Genomic DNA, 23236 nt, shown 5'->3' on the forward strand with positions numbered 1-23236 from the left:
ACGGATATTAAAGACATTGTTCCATGAGATCAATCCGGTAACAATTTACTTTTGTATCCGTAAACAATTAAACTGTAATATATGAAATTTATTTTGCGATTAGGATTGGCTTTACTGACAGGATTTGTTTCTGTCTGCACTGCATCGGCACAGGCATATGGAACAGCGGACACCAACGCTCCGGAACTGCGTGTTCCAAAATCTGTTCAACCGGCATTTGATTACTGGATGCGTGACACATGGGCAACACTGGGGCCCGATGGCTACTACTATATCACCGGAACCACTTCTACCCCCGATCGCCACTTCCCGGGACAAAGGCATTGCTGGGACTGGAATGACGGTTTGTATCTGTGGCGCTCCAAAGATCTGAAGGTCTGGGAGGCTATGGGACGGATCTGGTCAATGGAAAAAGACGGTACCTGGCAGAAAGAACCGAAAGTATATAAAGAAGGAGAGAAATATGCAAAAAGGTCTATTAACAATGATCCGATGGATAACCGTTTCCATGCTGTATGGGCACCGGAAATGCACTACATCAAGAGTGTGAAGAACTGGTTTATCGTAGCTTGCATGAACCAATCGGCAGGTGGAAGAGGCTCTTTTATCCTACGGAGTACTACCGGAAAGCCGGAAGGTCCTTATGAAAATATCGAAGGCAACAAAGACAAGGCTATCTTTCCTAACATTGACGGAAGTCTATTTGAAGACACGGACGGCACTGTATATTTTGTTGGTCACAACCATTATATAGCACGCATGAAGCCGGATATGAGCGGTCTGGCAGAAGAAGTAAAGACTTTAAAAGAAAGCAAATATTCTCCGGAACCATACGTTGAAGGAGCTTTTATCTTTAAGTATGACGGAAAATACCATTTGGTGCAAGCTATTTGGGCGCACCGCACGGCGAAGGGAGATACTTATGTTGAGAAGGAAGGACTAACTAATAAGAAAACACGTTATAGCTATGATTGCATTATTGCCACTGCCGATAATGTATATGGTCCTTATAGTAAACGATATAACGCAATCACTGGCGGCGGACACAATAATTTGTTTCAAGACAAAGATGGAAACTGGTGGGCAACCATGTTTTTCAATCCCCGTGGTGCGCAAGCAACCGAGTATAAAGAAACATGCCGTCCGGGATTGATCCCGATGCTTTATGAAAATGGAAAGTTTAAACCTAATCACAATTATCAGGCAAAATGAAATCATTACTATTGATAACCGGAGGTCTGGCTTTCGGAGCTATGGCCTTCGCACAGGAAAAGCCTAATATCATTGTTATATTAGCAGACGATTTGGGTTTCTCAGATTTAGGTTGTTATGGAGGAGAAGTACGAACACCGGTATTAGATAAGATGGCCAGACAAGGCGTTCGCATGACACAAATGTATAACAGTGCACGGAGTTGTCCGTCGCGTGCTAATTTGTTAACCGGACTTTATCCGCATCAGACAGGGCTCGGGCACATGGACGCAACTCGTCCGGCATGGCCGAAAGGATATGCCGGTTTCCGCTCCAACTCTGACAATGTCACTATTGCCGAGGTACTGAAAGGTGCCGGATATTTCACAGCCATGTCCGGTAAATGGCATCTAGGTAAAACTGCGAACCCGATACAACGTGGTTTTCAGGAATATTATGGTTTACTAGGCGGATTCAACTCTTTTTGGAATCCGGACGTATATACCCGTTTGCCTAAAGATCGTGCCCCACGCCAATATAAAGAGGGAGAGTTTTATGCAACCAACGTAATAACCGATTATGCCATAGATTTTATTAATCAGGCACATCAGGAAGAAAAACCTTTGTTTTTATATTTGGCATACAATGCGGCTCACTTCCCGTTGCATGCTCCGAAAGAAGTAACGGATAAATATATGAAAACTTATCTGCAGGGCTGGGATAAGATTCGCGACCAACGTTGGAAACGAATAGTAAAGATGGGGCTTCTGCAAGGAAAATCAGAATTAAGCCCGCGCGGTGTGGTTCCTGAAAGTTTGTTTGAGGATGAGACACACCCGCTTCCAGCCTGGGATTCTTTAACAAAGGAACAGCAGACTGACCTGGCTCGCCGCATGGCTATCTATGCCGCTATGATAGATATTATGGATGCCAACATCGGTCGGGTATTAGATACATTACAGAAGAATGGTGAACTGGATAATACATTCATCATGTTTATGTCGGACAATGGAGCTTGTGCCGAATGGCATGAATTCGGTTTTGACAAGCAAACAGGAACAGAATATCATACTCATGTTGGAGCTGAGTTAGATCAGATGGGACTTCCGGGCACTTACCATCACTACGGAACAGGCTGGGCAAATGTGTGTTGTACCCCATTTACTCTTTACAAACATTATGCGCATGAAGGGGGAATATCCACTCCTTGTATCATTCAATGGGGTAAACAGATCAAACACAAGGGTAGTATTGATCACCAACCGGCACAATTTTCGGATATTATGGCAACTTGCATTGAACTGGCAGGAACTAAATATCCTAAAGAGTACGAAGGTAGAAAGATCATTCCCACACCGGGTGTATCAATCCTTCCCATTGTACGCGGCGAAGAGATGCCGGACCGTTTTATTTATGCAGAACATGAAGGTAACCGCATGGTACGCAAGGGAGACTGGAAATTGGTTTCCGCAAACTTCCGAGGTGACGAATGGGAACTCTATAATATCAAAGAAGACCGTACCGAGCAACATAATCTGATAAAAGAGTATCCTGAAATGGCGAGGGAATTAGAAAATGCTTATTTTGAGTGGGCGGACCGCAGTGACGTGCTCTATTTCCCAAAAGTTTGGAATACCTATAATAAAGGACGCCGAAAGGATTTTAAAGAATATAAGGATAAGTAGATTACCCTCATCAGGCATCATAAAAAAGATAATGCAATTAAAAAACATATCAGAAATGAGAAAAAGAACATATGTATGTCTAGTGCTTGTAGCATTGCTGTCAGCATGCAATGATGACGGTCGGATATTGCCGAATTCGTCTGTCCCTGAAACAACTTCCGGGACGACAATAAAAGTGGACTTTTCTGATTCCGACCTACCTGTTTTGGATATTAAGCGCGGATATATTCTTCGGGATGCGATTAGCAGTTCCAATAGCAAAATAAAGAGTGATTTGCAAGCTTATGCTGATATGGGAATGCAACTTGTAGCTCTACCGAAGGATTTAAATCAATTTGATGCAAATTGGACCAGTAACCCACAAGGCGATTATTTTCGCAGTTATCGTTCCATGGGATCTCAATATTTCGGGGGTAACGGAGAAAAAGAAGAATTTAGCAGAAACCAAGATGGAGGAATAGATGTACATATCAATTCACAATATTTGGAATTATGCCAGATGGCACGGGATCTTGGATTTCAGTTGATTGTACAGTGTTCCGGCGTACCTGTTGAAGGTAAGAACAATGGCCGTGTCGAGCACCTTTTTCCACTTGACAGCAGACGTTCGTTTCATGGTAGTGCACGTTATTATCCACTACCTGCCACTAATAATTATGATGCCAATGGGACAACAATTTTCGAATGGATGAAACTCCTGCATGATAAATTGGGAGTCTCAAATACCATTTATGCGGGTAATCAGGAACCATCGCATACTACCGGCTATTTCAATGGTACGCAGACAGAAACTGCCACTATTCAAAATTTGACTGTTTATCCGGCAATATGGAGACCTACTGCCAATAAGCTAAAGAATGCAGGAATGCTCAGCGCTGTATCGCAACTCAACGAGGTATCCGGATATTACGATGCTTCACTACAGTCAATTATTGAGAAAGGTGTACCTTTTGATTATTATTCCATTCAGAATTATATGGCTCAGCGTAACTCAAAGATTCTTGCTGATGTGAAAAATGCTCTTGTGAAATATGATATTCCATTGCACAAAAAAGTATTGTTCAATCGTTATGATTACGGTGCAACAAATAAGCTGAAGACTAACGAGGAACGCTTTGCTACGGCACCAGGCATTATCGCATTCTTGGAATCAGAACTTATACTCTGCGATTATGCGGATATGGTGTATGGATATTGCTTTTTCGCTGGAGCACAGAACTACAGTATGATGAACTCCGTCCTTACTTTTCTGAATAGTATGCCTCAAGCGCGTAAAAGACTATCCGGTATTCCAGAAGGCTTAAAATATATCGCTTCGGCAGATGAGAATAAGATTTCTATTGTACTTTGGAATCCCGGCAGCGAACATTATACTTTTAACTTAGATACTACAAGCGGGGTTAATACCTCAACAAATCTGACTGTTGAGAAAGGAACAGAATCGAATCTTATACGAATTATACCAGCAACATCGGGTTCTGTTCTTAAGGAAATAGCTGGATTGCGACTGAACAGCCAAGAATTTATGCTTATAACCATTGTTTTTTAATTATATGAATAAGAAACTACTAATTGCAGTATTATTTATAAGTGCTATGGCACATATGTTTGCTTACGCAGCAAACTCGAAAGAAAATAGAATGAAAACAGTTTGGGCTGATAAAGTTACGTCGGAAAATGTATGGCAGAGCTATCCACGCCCTCAGTTACAACGTTCGCAATGGATAAATCTGAACGGGTTGTGGCAGTTTGCAGTTACCAGTCAGGATACTCCTAAAAAACTAGTGAAGTTTGAGGAACAGATTCTTGTTCCATTCGCTATTGAATCTTCGCTTTCGGGAGTACAACGTCCTTTTTTACCTACTGAGAAATTGTGGTATCAGCGTCACTTTACCCTTGATGACGCATGGAAAGGAAAAAACGTGATTTTGCATTTCGGTGCTGTGGATTATGAATGTCAGGTATGGGTAAACAATAAGTTGGCAGGTATCCATAAAGGAGGGAACAATCCCTTTTCTTTTGATGTAACTAAATTCTTGAAGAAAGGAGGTTCACAACTTGTTGAGGTTGCCGTTATCGATCCTACAGATACAGAATCAATTTCTCGTGGTAAGCAACAGTTAGATCCGAAGGGCATTTGGTACTCCCCGGTATCCGGCATTTGGCAGACTGTATGGCTAGAAGCTGTCAGTTCCACTCATATTCTTCAGGTGCTTCCTACAGCTGATGTTCATAAAAAAACGGTGAGTCTGGACATTGGTGTAGCTAAAGCTAAGGGAGGGGAAAAAGTAAAAGTAGAGCTGCTGGATGGAAGTAAGATAGTGAACGCGATAGAGCAGAAGTTAACGTCAAAGATAGAGATGGAAATTCCGGAAGCCGTTCTCTGGAGTCCTTCTTCTCCAAAACTCTATCATCTGAATATTGAGTTGGTAAGTAACGGAAAGGTTGTAGATAAAGTGAAAAGCTACTTCGCACTGCGTGAGGTCAGCATCAAAGAAGACGAATGTGGCTATCGGCGTATTTGTCTGAATGGCGAACCGATATTCCAGTATGGTACATTGGATCAGGGTTGGTGGCCGGATGGTTTGCTGACTCCTCCTTCTGAAGAAGCAATGCTTTGGGATATGGTTCAACTCAAAAAGATGGGATTCAATACTATACGTAAACACATCAAGATAGAACCGGAACAATATTATTATTATGCCGATTCATTGGGTTTGATGATGTGGCAGGATATGGTGTCAGGCTTCTCTACCGAAAGAAAAGATAAAGAGCACATAAAGCCTAATGCACAGACTGACTGGAATGCACCCGTAGCACATACTAACCAGTGGCAACAGGAGATGTTTGAAATGATCGACCGTCTGCGCTTTTATTCTTGTATTACTACATGGGTAGTCTTTAACGAAGGCTGGGGGCAGCATAACACTGTAGAAATTGTAAAAAAGGTGATGGATTACGATAAGAGCCGTATCATTGACGGAGTAACCGGTTGGACAGACAGAGGGGTGGGGCATATGTATGATGTACACAACTACCCGGCGACTTCCATGATTCTGCCTGTTTGCAATGGTAACCGGATTTCTGCATTGGGAGAGTTCGGAGGATATGGTTGGGCTATCAAGGAGCATTTATGGGATCTCGATATGAGAAATTGGGGATATAAGAATATTGACGGAGCAATGGCTTTGATGGATAACTACGGCAGGCTGGTTTATGATTTGGAGACTCTGATAGCGCAGGGATTAAGTGCCGCTATCTACACACAGACCACTGATGTGGAGGGTGAAGTAAACGGTTTAATTACATACGACCGGAAAGTAATCAAGATACCTGAAGGTTTGCTGCATCTCATGCACGATCGTTTATATCATATCAGTCCGGTGAAAGCGGTTACTTTGGTTGCCGATGCTCAGGATGGAGGCAAGATCACCCGGGCGGTCAGTCTCAATGGCGAAGAACCGAAAATGGTTTCTCTGCCTTTCGATTGTCCTCCTCGTTCGGGAATCATTTCGGAAACTTCATTTGAAGTAAATAAAGAATTCAGTCATTTGTCTTTATGGATACGTGCTACTGGAGATGTGAAGGTCTGGTTGAATGGGGTGGAAGTTTTTTCACAAGAAGTGAAGCAAACCAGACACTATAATCAGTACAATATAAGTGATTATTGCCACTATTTGCGAGAAGGAAGAAATGAGCTGAAAATTGAAGTGCAGGAAAATAAAAAGATGAACTTTGATTTTGGTTTGAGAGCTTATTGATTAAGAAAAAAATGGTATGAATAAACAGTGACTCTCCATCTGATTGTGTAAATAGAAAACTGCGGGATTTCTCTCGTAGTTTTTTATTTATGTATTGATTTTGTGAAAATTAAATCTTATGAACATTCCGAAAGAGTTTTTAAGTAAAGAGTTCTATCTCTGTTTAAACCAGGCGAAGATGTGACTTCTTTCATGATAGGTTACTCGTTTATTTACATTGGCGGCTTTGGCGATTTTGTTGTCTTTGCGATTGGAATCCTTGCAGGTAAGCGAAGAATTCGTAGACAAAGGCTTTATCAATGGCTGTGATATCGTAATCTGTCGTATGATATTTGATTCTAATGTAGTTGATGAGGTGGTTTCGGGTGATCCTGTAACCGACGAAAGTATTTTCCCGGAACTTTTTCTTTTCAATAATTTCGTGATACTCGAAAAGTTTACTAATCGTCGAATATTCGTTTTCTTGCGCATTGAACATGAGTTTAAAGTTCTCGATGTTCACAGGATATTTCTTGTTCCGTATTCTGGTAAGTGTTTCATCGATAGTCATCTTTAAATCTTCGATGTACCGATTGACTTCTTTGCAGATGTCGGTTTTTCCCAGTGCCTTTTGTGCGGTGGATGACCAGCTTGACAAAGGTAGATAGATATTCATCGGAATTTCGTATCTTTGTCCCGAGATTGTTACTCTGCAATGTAACGGTGCCATGTTTTCACTTGTTCTTCCTTTCCTTATCCAGAACAGAACTGTGAAAGTTTGTTTTTTTTCTTTCATTTCTCTTTGTTTTATGAGTTCGCCCACTCAAAGAGAGAAAAGAAGCAATGTTGGTCACCGAAGTAGGCACCGAATTTTGTGTCCGCTTTTTTTGAATGCCTATATTGTTGAACGTAAAAAAGCCGCTAAAACTGCAATTTTAGCGGCTTTTTGTACTTAAATAACTGTTAGGTGTGGACCAGCCTGGGCTTGAACCAGGGACCTCCAGATTATGAGTCTTTTTGTGGATTATTTCATAGGATTGCATAAAGTGTAATTATACTGATAATCAGCATCTAACACATTTTGCTGTTTGCAGAAAAATACGTATATTTGCAGTGGTTTTCGTGCGAAAAGGTCACCTGAAGGTCACCAAAACGAGCGGAATATTAACTATAAATAAGTGCATTATGGAGATAGAAAAAACGAATAAGGTCACCGAAATGGCAAAGAAGAACGGAAAATCCAATGCAAGAGGAGAAAAATGCCTTGCGAAATTCACGGCTGCGAATGGCAATGTATATGGTTCGCTGACTCTTGACATACGAAAAGCGGGCGACTATTCGCAACCGCTTCCAGTAGCTGTGCGTGTGTGTCATGGCGGACAAAAGATTTTCCTGCGTTTAGGAAAATCATACACTATGGAAGAATGGTTGGTTCTTTGCGATTATGAGAAAAGCGGTCGGCGCATCCAATTAGCGGAGCGTAACGACATGAAGAATCTGATGGACAGAGTGGAACTGATGGTTAACCAACTTATCTCGGAAAACAATTTCTCTCTTCGCAAGTTGCAAGATAGGTTCCAAGGCAAGAAAGACGATGATAGCACCATCATCACAGTTTGGGATTCGTACATTCAATCTAAGACCAATGAAGGCAAGGCTGGTTCCGCTCGTTGTAGTAAGGATGTACGCAATCGCTTTGTGAAAGATTTGGGAACGGATGTGTCGTTTGCAGATATTAACCGTGACTTTATCTTGAAATGGGTAAAAATCATGAAGAAGAATGAATTGAGCACCACCACTATTGCTATCGCACTTCGCAGTCTAAGGACTATAATCAATATGTGCATCGCTAACGGACTGATGAAAGGTGATACCAAAGAAATGTTTAAGGATACGGGCTACAACAAAGCGCAGAGCCGTAAGCATGAGTTTCTTGACGTGGCTACCATGCGGAAGCTCTATGATTTTTGGAAAGCTGACGAGGCAAAAGACAAAGATGGAAACGAACTGTTCCTCGGCAGAGAGAAGTATGCCATATTTCGCGACCTTGGACTATTCATTTTTATGTATTTGGGCGATGGACAGAACCTTGCTGATACACTCCGACTGACTTATGATGAACTATACTATGCCACTCATGGCAAGCAGCTTCGTTTCCTTCGCCACAAAACTCGTGAGCGGAACGAGAGTGCCAGCGAAGTGATATTTCCTGTTACTCCAGAGATTCAAGAGATACTCAACCGGTATGGCAATGTCCCAAAACTTGGGCGAAGGGTATTCCCCATCATGAGTGAGTTAATCACACCAGAACAAGAGATATGGGTTATCCAACGCTACAACAGATATATACGTGAGCACATGGCAAAAGTTGCCAAACTATTGGATATGGAACAGGTGCCATCACCCACTTGGGCAAGGCACAGCTTCGCTACCAACCTCAATAACTCTGGTGTCGTACCTTATAAATATATAAGCGACAGCATGGGGCATAGTGGCGGCGGTGACATTACTTCCAATTATATCGGTGCCTATCCGCTTGCAAAGATGCTGGAGTATAACCATTATCTACTCAATGAGAAGTCGAAAGAAAGTACTCCTGTGGTAGATAAGAAAGCCCTGCTTGAGATGCTAAAAGGCTTGAGCGAGGAGGAACGGATGGAGTTGATGGCTAACTTATCAGACTAATTATAGTTGCTCACCGCAAGAATGCCAAGTGAAATACCGCAAAAAAGCGGATTGAAATGCCACAAAAATACCGAATAAAACACCGCAAAAAAGCGGATTGAAATGCCACAAAAAACACGAATTGGCCATGCATTTCGCAGAAAATGTGTATCTTTGCAATTGAAAAAGCATATTATATGAGTTATTATAAAAGAACTGCCGATGCCCTGTTGCAAGACTTGCTGGATGCATTTGGGGCTGTATTGATAGAAGGACCAAAATGGTGTGGCAAAACTACAACTGCGTCTCAACTTGCAAACAGCATTTTGAGAATGCAAGATCCTAGTTTGCGTGAGGAGTATTTGGTCACCGCTAAAACTAAGCCGTCCATTCTGTTAAATGGAGCTACGCCTCGCCTTATTGATGAGTGGCAAGATGCTCCAATGTTGTGGGATGCAGTACGAACTGTTGTTGATGATCGTCAAATCCCCGGACAATTTATACTTACAGGTTCCAATGCCGTTGACAAATCCCAAATACACCATTCTGGAGTTGGTCGTATTGCCAGACTGCGTATGCTGCCTATGAGTTTGTGGGAATCACAAGAATCTACAGGTGAAGTTTCGTTGAAAGAACTTTTCAACAATCCAGATTATGATATTGACGGCAAGATGTCTAAGATGACCGTTGAGGAATTAATCTTTGCAGCCTCCCGAGGCGGATGGCCAGCTTCTTTGTTAGCTCGTACCCCAAAGGCTCAACTACTCGTTGCAAAGAACTATGTTCAAACAATTTGCTCCAACGACATTTCTAGCATTGATGGCAAGAAAAGAGATGCCAGACTGACCAGTATGATACTTCGGGCGTATGCCAGAAATGTTTCGACTCTGGTCAAGAAGAAGTCGCTTTTGGATGATGTGACCTCATCTGGCGAAGTAAGTTGCCACGTGGACACATTTGATGACTATGTTGCAGCTTTGGAAAAGCTATTTGTTATCCAGAACATAAGTGCATGGTGTCCTGCAATTAGAAGTAAAACCGCTATCAGGAGTGGTGTGAAACGATGTTTCTGCGACCCTTCCATTCCGATTGCTCTTTTGGGGTTGTCTCCTGAAGCGTTGAGCATGCAGCTCAAGACGTTTGGTTTTATCTTTGAACAGATGTGTATTCGTGACTTAAAGGCATATACTATAGACTTAAACAGTCACGTGTCTTATTATCATGACCGATATGATTTGGAAGCGGATATAGTGCTGCATCTGGAAGATGGACGGTATGCCTTGATAGAGTGCAAACTTGGCAGTCGTGAGATTGACGATGGAGCCAAGCATCTGCTTGAACTCAAAAGGCTTATACAGGAACATAACACAACAGAGAAACAGATGCCCATTCGGGAACCGGATTTGCTGATAGTGATGACTGGTGGAAGCATGGCATACACTCGTCAGGATGGCGTGAAAGTCATTCCGCTGGCTTGTCTTAAAGATTAACCCTATTAGCTAAAATAACACTTATGGACAATAAGATGAAGGAATGGCTTGAGGCGAACCAAGAAATCTATGCAGAGTTCAAAAGCAAGATTCATTCCACATTGGGCATTCTATCACAAGATGGAACCAATGTGGCAGAATGCGATGAAACTTACTCGCTTCAAAATATGCTTTTAGAGGCAATGGCAGCAAAGAATATGCCTGTTGAGAACATAATAAACACTTTCTCTAAAGCCGCAGAAGAAGGTGATATGGCTGCTTGTTGTATGCATTGCTATTTGGAATTGGATAATGGGTTTGAGGAAATAGAGAGTGCCATGACTAAATTTGAGCAATCTACGGATGCTCAATATATCAAAGATGTGGTTAAATTCCACTTGCAGGATAAAGAGCAGGAAACTCAAGAGGCATCAGACCGAGAACTGAATCTATTGCATTTGCGCCGTTGGCATTACGAACACCCGAAAGAATATCAAGAGTTCACAAATATCTTCACAAAAGCATACGATGGTGACATGAGCTTCGCCCTCAAAAGTTTTTCCTACTTGATAGAGCTGCTGTCGCTTGATGGTATAAAAGGTATCTCCGAATTATTGTTAAGCCTATGCCCTGGAACTGAGAGCTACAACAAAGCTCAATTTTCTAATGTTAGTCAGCAGGCACACGAAAAACTGACTGAATTGTTTGCCTCCACATTTAACAAAGAGAAAACAAAAGATAAATTGCAGCACAATAATCCTTTCTTGTTCTGTGTGTTCTATTGGATGATATTTGATAATGGTTTCGTGAAGTCCGCTGATTTATTATCCAAAACAATGATGGGAGAGAAGCCTTCTTTTTGGCAGAAAAACTTTGGCGAACAATTTATGCGCTCTTTGATGCTTACCAGTATGGATAAAGCGACTTACACTAAAGGCACATGGAAAGCAGCAAACAATCGTGTAGTCAAAGATGTAGCTAATTCTGCATTACAAGAGAGTAAAGGCAGACGTGGACGTAAGCAAGTCTGTGTCCTGCTTGAAGAAATGCTTATACAACCTTATGCAGAACTTCTTACCAACGAAATAGAAAAAATACTCACTGAATGGATGGAAACGAAAGGTACAGACTCAGTTCTTGCGTATGTATTTGCTGCATTGACCAGTTACAACTTGCTTAATGACTCCTACAACTATCGGACTTTCCATACAGCTATCTTGGAAAAGTTTCCGTCCCTTGGCTTTAAGCCTGGTTTTGATTGGGCAGAAGCCCTTTATAATGCCATTGTCAGTGAACATGACTACGACTATAATTTGAACCTATCAGAAAAAGCGATCCAGACCGGAAAGGAACTGGCAAAGTTGATAAACATAAGACTGCGCACCTTACTTTCCCCTGATGCATATTGATTGCATCATAAAGGCTTTATTTGTTAAAAAGAAACGCTGTTCCGTTAAAAGCACCTCGGCAGAAATCGTCATGATTTTTACCGAGGTGCTTTCATTTTATTCCATCGTAATTTCGCAGCGTAATTATTAAAACAACATGATATGCAAGGCAATTTTATAATGTTACAGAAGGATGACCTGAAACAGGTTGTTTCTGAATTGGTGGAAGAATTAGTTGGGAAAAAAACACAGGCCAATTTGACACCAGAAGAGAGTGACGAGTATTTTACTCGCGACCAGGTATGTGAACGACTCCACATAACCTATACCACCTTGTGGCGTATGCAGAAGGAGGGAAGAATTATAGTTCACAAATTGGGTGGACGTAATCTTTACTCGAAGAAGGAAATCTCCTCACTTCTGAAAGCTAAAGTACAAACTGCTAATAGCGCTAATCCAAATGTTTAATCTAAAAGCAAGCATTATGGAAGAACAATACATTCGAGTAGGCACTACTATATATAAGATAGTGCAGCAGCCTTTGGCTGATGGAACGATGACTACCCGCAGATTGCAATGGAGCTTTGGCACTATCCGACAAGATTATGGTAAGCACAATATCCCTACTATTGATAAATATAATGGTTTTTGCACAGTGCCAAGTCACACAGACTATCAAAAGGATGTTGCAGGTTTCTATAATCTGTATGAACCAATTGACCATGTTCCGGCAGAAGGGAATTTCTCAGATATTGAAAAACTGCTACACCACATCTTTGAGGAGCAATACGAACTGGGGTTGGACTATATGCAGTTGCTTTATATGCAGCCGACTCAGAAACTCCCCATCCTGTTATTGGTGTCAGAGGAACGAAACACAGGAAAGACCACTTTCCTGAACTTTCTGAAAAGTATCTTTCAGGACAATGCTACCTTTAATACAAACGAGGATTTCAGGAGCCAGTTCAATGCAGACTGGGCTGGCAAGCTACTCATCGTTGTGGACGAGGTGCTGTTGAGTCGTAGAGAAGATTCAGAGCGATTGAAGAACCTAAGCACAGCCCAAACCTACAAGGTAGAGGCCAAGGGTAAAGACAGACAGGAGGTAAACTTCTTTGCCAAGTTCGTACTATGTTCCAACAACGAACTTTACCCTGTTATCATTGACCCGGGAGAAAACCGCTATTGGGTGCGTAAAATCCGACCACTTGAAAGCGATGATACCAATTTCCTGCAAAAGCTAAAGGAACAGATACCTGCATTCCTCTATTATCTCCAGCACCGCACACTCTCCACCAACAAAGAGGGGCGTATGTGGTTTCATCCTACCCTTATCAGGACAGAGGCTCTTGACCGCATTATCCAGTGCAACCGCAACCATACGGAGTTGGATATGGTAGAGCTGATACGTGACATTATGGAAACGCAACACGTTGACAAGCTGTCGTTCATCCCTCAAGACTTAATACCGTTACTGACCATGAACGGTGTAAAAGTGGAGCAATGGCAGATACGAAAGGTCGTGAAAGATGTCTGGCGACTTACCCCTGCTCACAATGCACTGACCTATCTTGCCTATCAATGTGACTACACTAAGCCGGGGCGTGTTTCCTCAATTAGCAGAGTGGGACGTTTCTACACGGTGACCAAGGAATTTATAGACTCTTTAGGTTTATAATCCTTTGTTGAGTTGTTGAATTGTTGAGAACAACAGACTAATCTTTGGTACTCAAACAAATACAATTCAACAAGCACTCAACAAGAGGTGTAACTGGGCAAAAGAGAAAGCTATTTTTCTTTTCACCAGCCCATTCTCTCAACAACTCAACATTTCAACAAATCACTCACATTATGACTATACAAGAAATAAAGGCAATCCAAATATCCAACTTCCTTGCAAGCAAGGGATATGAACCAATAAACAGAAAAGGAAATAAGTGGTGGTACTTATCGCCACTACATACGGAGAAAACCGCATCATTTAAGGTGGATTTAACCAAAAACGTGTGGTATGACTTTGCACTGGGCAAAGGAGGTAACATCATTGATTTGGCGATGCAACTATACCACACGCAAAACATTTCAGAAGTATTGCACATGATGGGGCATTCAACCATTCTACCCACAATACCAATCCATTCTACTTGCTCACAAAAGGACACTTCGTTTGAAGATATTGAGGTAAAAGAACTGGCTCATCCTGCTTTGCTACAATACCTCTCGGGAAGGGGTATTGATTCTATTACAGCCAAAAGGCAGTGCGTGGAAATACACTACAAAAGTGCTGGCAAGCGATATTTTGCTATTGGCTTCAAGAATGATGCTGGTGGCTATGAACTTCGGAATCCATACTTCAAGGGATGTATTGCTCCGAAAGCAATCACTACGATAAGGAACCACGAAACAGCTTGTCACATATTCGAGGGGTTCGTGGACTATCTCTCCTATCTCATACTACATGGCGAATGTGATGCTGTGGTACTCAACTCCATTGTAAACATCCCGAGTGCTCTCTCCATGCTCAATAAGTATTCTCAAATATGCTGCCACTTGGATAATGACAAAGCTGGCAGAATGGCCACCTGGCAGATAATGGAAGCATTGGAAGACAAGTGTACTGATGCCTCAAATGAGTATGAAGAATACAAAGACCTCAACGAGTATCTGATGAACAAAAGCATTGCATTCCAACAAAAGGGAAGAAACAAATTCTGACTTGGCGGCTGGAGGCAAAGAGGTGTGGCGTGCACGACAGGGCTTGCCCTGATATAGCCCACTATAACTTCTCCACTTTATTCCCGAAGAGTGAGTGTCCGACCAATCTACCACATTACAGCATGGTAAATAGAGCCAAAGAATTGAAAATCAGCACTTTTAATAAACCATAACGGTTGCTTGAATATCATTGGCAACAATATACCTTTGCAGCCGAAATCGATAACGAAATAAACAAAATATCAGATTTATGACAGAAAAGAACGCATTAAAGATGAACCTCGACCATGAGCGCAAGATAGTGGAGCTTCAGTCGAGGGTGAACAAGTTGGAGAACCTTTGCTGTATGACAAAGGAAGTGTTGAACCTTGAAGAGGCATCCGCCTTTCTCGGCATTGCCAAGAGTACGCTCTACAAGATGACGCATCTTAACCAGTTGCCGTACTTCAAGCCTACAGGCAAACTCATTTTCTTTGAGAAGAAAGCCTTGCTTGACTGGGTGCGAGGAGCAAGAGCCATGTCGGAGGAGGAGATAAGACTGGAGGCTGCAAACCGTCTGAATGAAATGAACAATAGACCATAGCATCATGACGAAAGATGAACTTATAAACAGTCTGCAAAAACGTGACCCTCTGTTGGCTAATGTGGTCAGCAATATGGTAGACTACATTTCCGACCGCTTTCCTGCTGCTTACCCAAGCAAGGAACAGACGGAAGCGGAGGATGCCCCACAATTACTGTTGCTTGGGTAATTTGAGAACCGTTATACAACAAGTCTGTGAACATGTACAACCGCTGTGCGTTGTGTGCTTGTGCGTAAACTCTGATAGCAGTGCTATGCAAGAAATACCAATGTCATACAAACGCACTTCGTTTGTCCGTATGCCAATGGACTTCTTGAACGCTCGCAAGCTCGCATTGGGTTGCACACTTTTATAGAAGCAATACTTGGTATGAATAAGAAAAATATAGAAAAGGAGGCACCGAAATACACGAGCCGCCTGATAGTAAGGCTTACGCCGCAACTCCATAAGGAGATAGCGGAATATGCTGCTCTTTGTGGACTGACCACAAGCGCATACGCACGCAAGCGGTTGGAGGGCAAATATCCCAAACAACGCTTGACTGACAAAGAAATGGAGGCTTTGAACAGCCTATCGGATGCCAGGGGCGATATACAGAAATTGTTCGGCTTCCTCAAAGGTCGTCCGCTAACGGAACGTGAGAACATTCTACGTAGCGAAATCTTTATGAAACGATGGAGAACAAGCGCAGAGGTGATCTTGAACCGCATGATTGAGATAGAGAAATACTTAACACAATAGAACATACAACATATATGATAGCAAAAGCAAAGGTAATAAGTCATGGCGCAAATGCCATACGTTACTCAGTGGATAAGGACAAGGCGGAGATTGTAAAGACCAATCTCTTGCCCGATGATATTTCCCCAACGGCAATGTGGGCAAGAATGCTTGCCTTGCAGAAGAAGTTTGAGGACAAATTGAACCGTTATCATCCGCTCAAACGTAACATGATACGCATTGAGGTTTCCCCAACCTCGGAGGAAACGCAAGGTTGGACGATGGAGGAATGGCAGAGGTTGGCGGATGACTTTATCCGTGAGTTTGATGCGGTTGACCTTTCAGCCAAGTCGAAGCGCAAGAGTGCAAAGGCAACCAACCTCAAAGACAGCCAATATGTTGTTGCGCTTCATCGTGACAGCAAGAGTGGCATTATGCACCTTCATATTGATGCGAACCGCATAGACATAAGGGGCAACGTGAATGATGCCCATTATATCTACGAGAGAGCGATGGCTGCTGCCGCCAAGGTTGGGCAACAGCGTGGATGGAAAGATGCACAAGAGGTAAGCCGCCAAAATAAGGACGCGATAACCAATGATTGTCTTTCCGTTTTGGCTAAGATGCCGTACTTTGATTGGGGACTATACACAAAATGCCTCACACAAACGGGATATGATGTCAAACTGCAATCCGACAACAAAGGACAAGTGCGTGGCTATGCCATCAAGCGTGGTAACTCCATTTATAAGTCCTCGGAACTTGGCAAAGGTCGTTGTCTGATGCCCTCAAAGATTGAAGGCACATGGGCAAAACTGCATCATCAAGAATTGGAGAAACCAGTTTCAACTCCAACAAAGAATACCCAACAGCCAAAGATTATGACTGTACCCAACCCCATGCCTACTACGGACAACACTCCAAAGATACGTCACTTCGACTTTTATACGGACGAGTTTCATCATTACCCTGTTGATATTCCTCAGAATTGTCTGGATGTCATCGACAAGAATATAGCTTTGGATGCCGACAATGTGTTTGCCAAGATAGGTGATGTGCTGAAGACCGCCATTCTTCTCTTTGCTGAATACATTGATGCTGCCACAACCATTGCCGCCCAGTCTGGCGGTGGCGGAGGTGGTGCAACCTCAGGTTGGGGACGTGACAAGGACGAGAATGAACTGTCTTGGGCGTATCGCTGCGCTATGATGGCTAATCGACTGTGCAGACCTCGCAAGAAGCAATGGTATGGCAGATAACCGAATGTTCAACCAACAACATTGAAACTATGCCAATAGGTAAAAGTAAAATCTCAGATATGGATTTCGGCTCTTTCGAGAACTCGATTGACAAGAATATCGAAACGGACAAGGCATCGGACAAGTTTGACCAACAGCTTCAAGCCTACAAGGATGCTGGCAATAGCTTGACTTTGGCAAAAAGTGGCGTTGAAATGGCTACTGCTTCCATGCATGAAGCAAAAGACAAATTGAGTGAAGCCTCAGATAAAGCGAATACTGTCACCAAAGCTATTGAAGCCTACATCGGCAAAGTAAAAGACATAACTGTCAAAGCTAAGGTTGATGATGCCGATATGGAACAGGCAATCAACAACAGGAAGAAACTCATTGAAAACGAGTCCAAACTTCTTGAAGACCACCGAAAGGAGAACAAAGAAATCCTCACTCGACATTTCTATGATATGTCTAATATGATGTCAAGGAATGAAGGTGTGTGGTTGTCAAATGGTTGGGTAAAGGCTTTGCTTTGGATTTTTTTTCCGTGTTTCCTTTATACAAGCATTTCGATTGTTTATCTTGTCGCATCATACATAGACAAGTAAGCTGAGGATGGGGTGATGTGGAGTCACCTCATCCTTTTGCCTTTTATAGCCTATGCTACTTTTCTTCCCTATTTCCCAAGAGACTTGAACATCCTGGTGATGCACTTTTTCTTCTGCCCCATGTTCGGGTGAACATAGAGATTAAGGGTTGTTCTAATGTTGGCATGACCGAGCAATACACTTACTGTCTTGTAGTCACAGTTGCTTTCAATGCAGCGTGTTGCAAAGCTGTGGCGCAGTCCGTGTCAGTCGAGGTATGTCGAGACGCTTCATAAGTCCATGATAATAGTTGCGGTAGGTGCGTGGTCTGTCATAATGCGGAAAGCCAACAGCCTTTTGACGAAACAAAACATCGCCATACACTCAATGAGGTTGACGATGTCGCAGAGGGGAAGTATGATTGGAAGATTGAGAGAGGTCGAGGTGGAATCAGCATATGACGGTTAATCATGATTCCTTAAAATGGAACTTACTCAGCTAAGATTTTTGTACTATGTTTTTTACCATCCCTATATACATCAGTCTTTATCATTATACCTTTTTGTCTTGTTTTATGAGATATTCCTTGAAGGTCTGTGTATATGGTAGATAAGGTGATATCATTCGCCCCATATATGCTTCTCACACTGGAAGCTTTGTCCAACGGTACATATCCACTTTCATTTACAATATTCTGCCCTTCTGCTGTAGTAAGAAACTCAAATAGCTTATATGCAGTTGAATTACGGTCTATATCTGAACGAACAGCCGCATAGACTTCTGTAGTATATGGATATGTATTGGATATGATATTTTCCTTCGTCATTTCCACTCCATTAATACCAATGGCTCTTGTACTTCCATTGTCAACTATTACACTATAATAGTAAAAAGGAGAATAACCAATCCCTTGTTTATCTTCCTCAAGTTGATAGTACGGAGACATCATCGTGAGGCCAACTTGTAATTCGGGAAAATCTCCAATAGTCAAGCCATCCATTACAAGTGTCTCGAATTTCTCTTGACTCCCTGAATTACGGTTACGAACATACGGATTGATTTCTTCATCGTTCCCACCGACTTCTTTCCAGTTCGTTATTTCTCCAGTATATATTCTTTGAAGTTGGCTGATTGAAAGATTGTTTACGGGATTCAAAGGATTAACCATAAAAGTCAACGCGTCTTTGGCAATCGGTTTTCCAATAAGAGTTACCCCATTTTCTTCAGCATAAACCTTTTCATCCCTTGAGATTAACCTTGCCGCGATAACCATTTCAACCTTATCATCTATCAGATTCATGAAAGACATATGTGTATTTGACTGTTTTAGACAGTGAGTGCTCAAATAGATTCGTTCATCTTCAGAACAGGTATATTCTGGAACTATCATTTTAATATCAGCTCCAGGTTCTTGAGTGAATGGGCGACGTTCCCATTTATAATTAAACCCAAGAATCTTACACATAAGAATTGTTCTCAATGGGTCTGTTGAATCTGACCCATCGATAATAGGAAAATTATCAATGGTAATATCGGAGATGGGAGGTGCTGACGGTGTTTCCTCTGCTGAACATGAGACTACACTAATCAAACTCAAAAACAAGATGCTTTTTATGAATGTCATTATTTCGATTTTTTATGTATTGGACCTTAATTCCGCAACTATTTAGTTTAACGTTATTTATAATATCCTGAGCAACAATAAGTTGCTCAGGGTATTGCTATATCAGAAATTTCACCTATCATAGTGTTGCAATACCAAAGACGATAAAAAGTCAACAAGACATGGCAAAAGTACAAATAAAATCCGAGAAACTCACTCCTTTTGGAGGAATACTTTCAATCATGGAGAAATTCGGTAGTGTAAACAGAGCCGTGACACAGTTCAGTTTACACTATCGTTATGCGTGAATTTGACTTATCTTCCGCTCTTTTGCTGAAACAGCGTCTATTGCAAGAGGGAAAAAGCGATCTCTTATTTTCTATATTGTCAGTTAAACCCAAATCGGTCAATAGAAGTGGAATAATTTGTGGTTGAATCTGTAATACGTTGATAATGAGTTATTTATAAAACCTATTTTCTAATGGCGGTCATTAGAAATCACTATTAGCAAAAGGCTTATAATCAAGCAGTTACAAAGTCAACCACAAAAATGGCCGTACTAATGACCGATTTGGGTTAAAGAGACGGCTTATCGTTTTCATTTCTTTGAGCCTAACCACCTGATGCGTTTTTTCAAACAAATGACAAGACAGGCTATCAGTGAATTTATCAAATCAATCAAATGATCCTATTTTTTTAGCCTAATTTTTTCATGATAGAAATAGTTTACTATAACAGGTTTTCCTTTTTGAGAACGCCCGTATGGTAAATCGTTTATACGATACGGATAACCTTCCGCTTGAGCAAACGCAGCTACTTCCTGTTCCAAGACCTGCCAGTAATCTTTTCGTTTCTTGTTGTAGGTATCATCATACAAGGCTACAAGCTCCGGATGCTTTTCCCGTATATACCCCATGATGTCTCTCTTAAATTGTCCACGAAGATTCAGATTTTCCAGCCATATCAAATCTGCATAATCTTTTACCCGATTAACGATAGCTTTCACATCTGTAATTCCTGGAAAAATCGGTGAAATAAAACACACGGTGCGTATGCCTGCATTATAGATCTGTTTCATGGCTTTAAGTCTTCGCTCAATGCTTACGGCACGATCCATATCACATCTGAACTGTTCATCGAGTGTGTTAACTGACCAAGATACTGTCACTTTCTGAAAGCCTTTAAGTAAATCAAGATCACGCAAAACCAAATCTGACTTAGTACAAATCATGATTTCAGCATTAGTGCCTTTTAACTCTTCCAGCAGTTTACGGGTTCTGCAAAAATCTTCTTCATACGGATGGTATCCGTCTGTTACAGAACCGATAACAATCCGTTGTCCATCATATTTATGCGGATTATCAATAGGTTTCCAGTGCTTTACATCTAGAAACGTACCCCAAGGCTCTGTATGCCCTGTAAAACGTTTCATGAATGAAGCATAGCAGTACTTACAAGCATGAGGACAACCTACATAAGGATTGACAGAGAAGCCCCCTACTGGTAATGAGGATTTAGTCATGACATTCTGTACATCTATTTCTCTGATTATTTCCTTTTCCATATTTTTTCTATAAATTGTTTTGGTAGTTCTTGAATCATTCGGTATTCTCCCATTATAGGCAAAAGGTATTCTTTCATAAATACCAAAATATGATTTCTTTTCGCCTGTTCTACAATATGACGTACTCATTCAGGATTGGCATCTACTTTCCCTTTCCTTTTGCCTGTTTCCGTTCCTATAAAAATCCATTCGTAACCCTCTTTTCAGGCTGTTTCCCAATCAGAGAAGTCGCTCATAATATTATTATTTCTCCATCTTCAGGAATAATCAGGCGACTCATTTCTATTTCGTGATGCATGGCTTCGTTACGCAGAATTGCGCGTGTGGTCTGCCCATGATCGGTAGCTTCCATATGGACTGCTATTAGTTTGATGTGGGCGGGAAGTTCATCGAGCATTGTCATAACTTCTTGCTCATCTGGAATGATAGAACCTTCTGTTTGAGAAAATTCAGAAAAAATTGCACCTCCACTGTTCACTATGATGTAATCGGGAGAAAATTGTTCAATGGCCTGACGGATACAGTCTTCCCATTTACAGTCACTCATTATATAAATAGTAGGGAAACCGTGTGCAGTTAGTACATAGCCTGATACCGGCCCCATCATTTCTCCAATCTTTCCGAAGCCATGGTGTCCTTGGATGCGATGAATGGTTAAATTTCCAATAGCTTTATCTTTTTCAATGCTTTCTACATTTGTAAAACCATCCTGTGTAATACTCTCTTTATCTTGCGGTTGTGTCAGGAACAGGATGTTCTTCGCTAAATGCTGTTTCACTGTCGGGTCGTAATGGTCAATATGGTTGTGTGTCAACAATACCATATCCAGACCGTCCGCAATTTCATTCATCGGCATCGTGAGGTGTACTCTTGGGGTCTTATACACACCTAGAGCCGACTGTAAAGTGCCTTTTCCGGCAAGCATGGGGTCAACAAGTATCTCTTTTCCAGCATAATGGATTCGCAATGTTGCATTACGGATCAATCGAATTGTTACTTTTTCTTCCATCATAATTTATTGTATTGATTATAGCCGCAAAGTTCGGTAAAAAAAATCGGATGCATTATGCCTTAAAAACAGGAATATATGCCATTTTGATAAATAAAAAATAGTATATTTGCCCCCAAAAACGAAATCTATGGATAAAATCGTCAATCCTGAACGTCTGGTCAGCGTTCCATTTAGCAAGACACGCTGTGGTGTGGACTTTTATATCAACTCAGGCTACAGTAGCGATGTATGTGGTGTCCTGACGGAAACCCCGGTGTTTAAAACAGATTTTTTTAGCTTCTATTTTTTTCGTAAGGCCAATGGGTATCTGCTGCTGAATTTCCGCAAATTTGAATTGCATGCCAATATGGTATTACTCCTCTCGCCGCATCAGCAGCAGGAATGGCACGTGGATGAAGCAGAACTAGATTACTCTTTTCTTATATTCCGCGAGGATTTTATGCGCACATTCTTAGCGGACAAGTTTTTTGTGTATCGCTTGCTGTATTATTATCAGACCGACACGCCTCCCTATCTGTTTACTTCGCCGGAAAGCATGGCGGAGTATATTCGTCTTTTAGGAATCATAAAGCAGGAGCTTCTGCATCCTGTTGCCGATACTTATAATCTCATTGTATCTGTGCTTTACTACTTATTGGTTATTATCAACCGGGCGTATGCCGCCACTTATCATTTACCGATTGATGTACCTAAAAACAATTACGCATTCCAGTTTAAGGACTTGCTGGAAAAGAATATCCGTACGAAACAGCGGGTGCAGGAATATGCGGATATGCTCCGTGTGAGCCGTATTACGTTAAACAGTTCCGTGATGAGTCAATTCGGTGTATCTGCCAATCATCTGCTCAAGCAGCGTCTGTTGGAAGAATTGAAGAATGAGTTACTGTTTGCTAACCGAAACGTGAACCAGCTGGCCGAAGAGTTTCATTTCTCCGACCCGAGTCATCTGATGCGTTTCTTTAAACGTGAAACTGGAAAGACTTTTACGCAATATTTGCGCGACTACCAAAATGGAATATACGAATGAAAACGGACAGACTGGAAAGCTTGCAGATTGGCCATTCCCATACCAAAGATGT

At 41.7% G+C, this 23236-nt stretch carries 21 protein-coding genes and 1 pseudogene; 17 read left to right on the forward strand and 5 right to left on the reverse strand.

Annotated elements, in window-relative coordinates; all coding sequences use genetic code 11:
- Window positions 1–81: 81 nt before the first annotated feature.
- From ACNOGP_RS05175 to ACNOGP_RS05190, 4 genes are read left to right on the forward strand one after another with little or no spacing between them, the layout of a single operon-like run.
- Window positions 82–1212 (forward strand): family 43 glycosylhydrolase, encoded by a 1131-nt coding sequence (locus ACNOGP_RS05175; protein WP_418214260.1) that lies wholly within the window; start codon window positions 82–84, stop codon window positions 1210–1212.
- A complete protein-coding gene (locus tag ACNOGP_RS05180) occupies window positions 1209–2876 on the forward strand; it encodes an arylsulfatase (RefSeq protein ID WP_418214261.1) in 1668 nt (555 codons plus the stop codon). Before ACNOGP_RS05175 ends, ACNOGP_RS05180 begins: the two co-directional genes overlap by 4 nt.
- A 55-nt stretch (window positions 2877–2931) precedes the next feature.
- Window positions 2932–4425: a hypothetical protein gene (locus ACNOGP_RS05185; protein ID WP_418214262.1), complete on the forward strand. Its 1494-nt coding sequence runs from the start codon at window positions 2932–2934 to the stop codon at window positions 4423–4425.
- Window positions 4426–4429: 4 nt separating this feature from the next.
- The gene (locus ACNOGP_RS05190; protein WP_418214263.1) at window positions 4430–6637 is read left to right on the forward strand and encodes a glycoside hydrolase family 2 protein; all 2208 of its coding nucleotides are present in this window, start codon (window positions 4430–4432) and stop codon (window positions 6635–6637) included.
- A 208-nt stretch (window positions 6638–6845) separates the two neighbouring features.
- Here ACNOGP_RS05190 and ACNOGP_RS05195 read toward each other — a convergent pair whose 3' ends face one another.
- Entirely contained in the window at window positions 6846–7412 is a 567-nt protein-coding gene (locus ACNOGP_RS05195) for an Arm DNA-binding domain-containing protein (protein ID WP_418214264.1), read from the reverse strand.
- A 389-nt stretch (window positions 7413–7801) separates the two neighbouring features.
- Between ACNOGP_RS05195 and ACNOGP_RS05200 the strand changes: the two genes are divergently transcribed.
- From ACNOGP_RS05200 to ACNOGP_RS05250, 11 genes are all read left to right on the forward strand, one after another.
- Window positions 7802–9301: a tyrosine-type recombinase/integrase gene (locus tag ACNOGP_RS05200; protein WP_418214265.1), complete on the forward strand. Its 1500-nt coding sequence runs from the start codon at window positions 7802–7804 to the stop codon at window positions 9299–9301.
- A 176-nt stretch (window positions 9302–9477) separates the two neighbouring features.
- On the forward strand, window positions 9478–10770 hold the full coding sequence (locus ACNOGP_RS05205; protein ID WP_014775431.1) for an ATP-binding protein: 1293 nt from the start codon (window positions 9478–9480) through the stop codon (window positions 10768–10770).
- A gap of 23 nt (window positions 10771–10793) precedes the next feature.
- Window positions 10794–12158 carry a DUF6043 family protein gene (locus tag ACNOGP_RS05210; RefSeq protein WP_418214266.1) on the forward strand — a complete coding sequence of 455 codons (1365 nt, stop codon included), beginning with the start codon at window positions 10794–10796 and terminating at the stop codon, window positions 12156–12158.
- A 141-nt stretch (window positions 12159–12299) separates the two neighbouring features.
- The gene (locus ACNOGP_RS05215; RefSeq protein ID WP_302508100.1) at window positions 12300–12605 is read left to right on the forward strand and encodes a helix-turn-helix domain-containing protein; all 306 of its coding nucleotides are present in this window, start codon (window positions 12300–12302) and stop codon (window positions 12603–12605) included.
- A 13-nt stretch (window positions 12606–12618) separates the two neighbouring features.
- Complete coding sequence (locus ACNOGP_RS05220; protein ID WP_302508119.1) at window positions 12619–13815, forward strand: primase-helicase family protein; 1197 nt, start codon at window positions 12619–12621, stop codon at window positions 13813–13815.
- Between the two features lie 173 nt (window positions 13816–13988).
- Window positions 13989–14852: a toprim domain-containing protein gene (locus ACNOGP_RS05225; RefSeq protein WP_418214267.1), complete on the forward strand. Its 864-nt coding sequence runs from the start codon at window positions 13989–13991 to the stop codon at window positions 14850–14852.
- Between the two features lie 250 nt (window positions 14853–15102).
- Window positions 15103–15435 (forward strand): helix-turn-helix transcriptional regulator, encoded by a 333-nt coding sequence (locus ACNOGP_RS05230; protein ID WP_418214268.1) that lies wholly within the window; start codon window positions 15103–15105, stop codon window positions 15433–15435.
- Between the two features lie 4 nt (window positions 15436–15439).
- Window positions 15440–15604: a hypothetical protein gene (locus ACNOGP_RS05235; protein WP_182400473.1), complete on the forward strand. Its 165-nt coding sequence runs from the start codon at window positions 15440–15442 to the stop codon at window positions 15602–15604.
- 201 nt (window positions 15605–15805) lie between these two features.
- Entirely contained in the window at window positions 15806–16177 is a 372-nt protein-coding gene (locus ACNOGP_RS05240; protein ID WP_039848667.1) for a plasmid mobilization protein, read from the forward strand.
- 14 nt (window positions 16178–16191) lie between these two features.
- Window positions 16192–17415, forward strand: a complete 1224-nt coding sequence (locus tag ACNOGP_RS05245; RefSeq protein ID WP_418214269.1) for a relaxase/mobilization nuclease domain-containing protein — start codon at window positions 16192–16194, stop codon at window positions 17413–17415.
- Window positions 17416–17444: 29 nt separating this feature from the next.
- Window positions 17445–17999 (forward strand): hypothetical protein, encoded by a 555-nt coding sequence (locus tag ACNOGP_RS05250; protein WP_418214270.1) that lies wholly within the window; start codon window positions 17445–17447, stop codon window positions 17997–17999.
- A gap of 68 nt (window positions 18000–18067) precedes the next feature.
- On the opposite strand, the pseudogene ACNOGP_RS05255 reads toward ACNOGP_RS05250, so the two are convergent.
- Together ACNOGP_RS05255 and ACNOGP_RS05260 are read right to left on the reverse strand one after the other, a co-directional pair.
- Window positions 18068–18305, reverse strand: a pseudogene (locus tag ACNOGP_RS05255) (tyrosine-type recombinase/integrase); the annotation flags it as partial.
- Window positions 18306–18468: 163 nt separating this feature from the next.
- Window positions 18469–19602, reverse strand: a complete 1134-nt coding sequence (locus ACNOGP_RS05260; protein WP_418214271.1) for a PstS family phosphate ABC transporter substrate-binding protein — start codon at window positions 19600–19602, stop codon at window positions 18469–18471.
- 161 nt (window positions 19603–19763) lie between these two features.
- On the opposite strand from ACNOGP_RS05260, the gene ACNOGP_RS05265 reads away from it, so the two are divergent.
- Window positions 19764–19889 carry a hypothetical protein gene (locus ACNOGP_RS05265; protein ID WP_259322503.1) on the forward strand — a complete coding sequence of 42 codons (126 nt, stop codon included), beginning with the start codon at window positions 19764–19766 and terminating at the stop codon, window positions 19887–19889.
- 380 nt (window positions 19890–20269) lie between these two features.
- On the opposite strand, the gene ACNOGP_RS05270 is transcribed toward ACNOGP_RS05265, so the two are convergent.
- Complete coding sequence (locus tag ACNOGP_RS05270) at window positions 20270–21145, reverse strand: radical SAM mobile pair protein B (RefSeq protein WP_014775428.1); 876 nt, start codon at window positions 21143–21145, stop codon at window positions 20270–20272.
- A 232-nt stretch (window positions 21146–21377) separates the two neighbouring features.
- Window positions 21378–22154 (reverse strand): MBL fold metallo-hydrolase, encoded by a 777-nt coding sequence (locus tag ACNOGP_RS05275; protein ID WP_418214738.1) that lies wholly within the window; start codon window positions 22152–22154, stop codon window positions 21378–21380.
- A gap of 130 nt (window positions 22155–22284) precedes the next feature.
- Here ACNOGP_RS05275 and ACNOGP_RS05280 point away from each other — a divergent pair, with 130 nt between their 5' ends.
- The gene (locus ACNOGP_RS05280; protein ID WP_418214272.1) at window positions 22285–23184 is read left to right on the forward strand and encodes a helix-turn-helix domain-containing protein; all 900 of its coding nucleotides are present in this window, start codon (window positions 22285–22287) and stop codon (window positions 23182–23184) included.
- Window positions 23185–23236 lie beyond the last annotated feature (52 nt).

The organism is Bacteroides difficilis (assembly GCF_048319815.1).
Classification (GTDB): Bacteria; Bacteroidota; Bacteroidia; order Bacteroidales; family Bacteroidaceae; genus Bacteroides; species Bacteroides zhangwenhongii.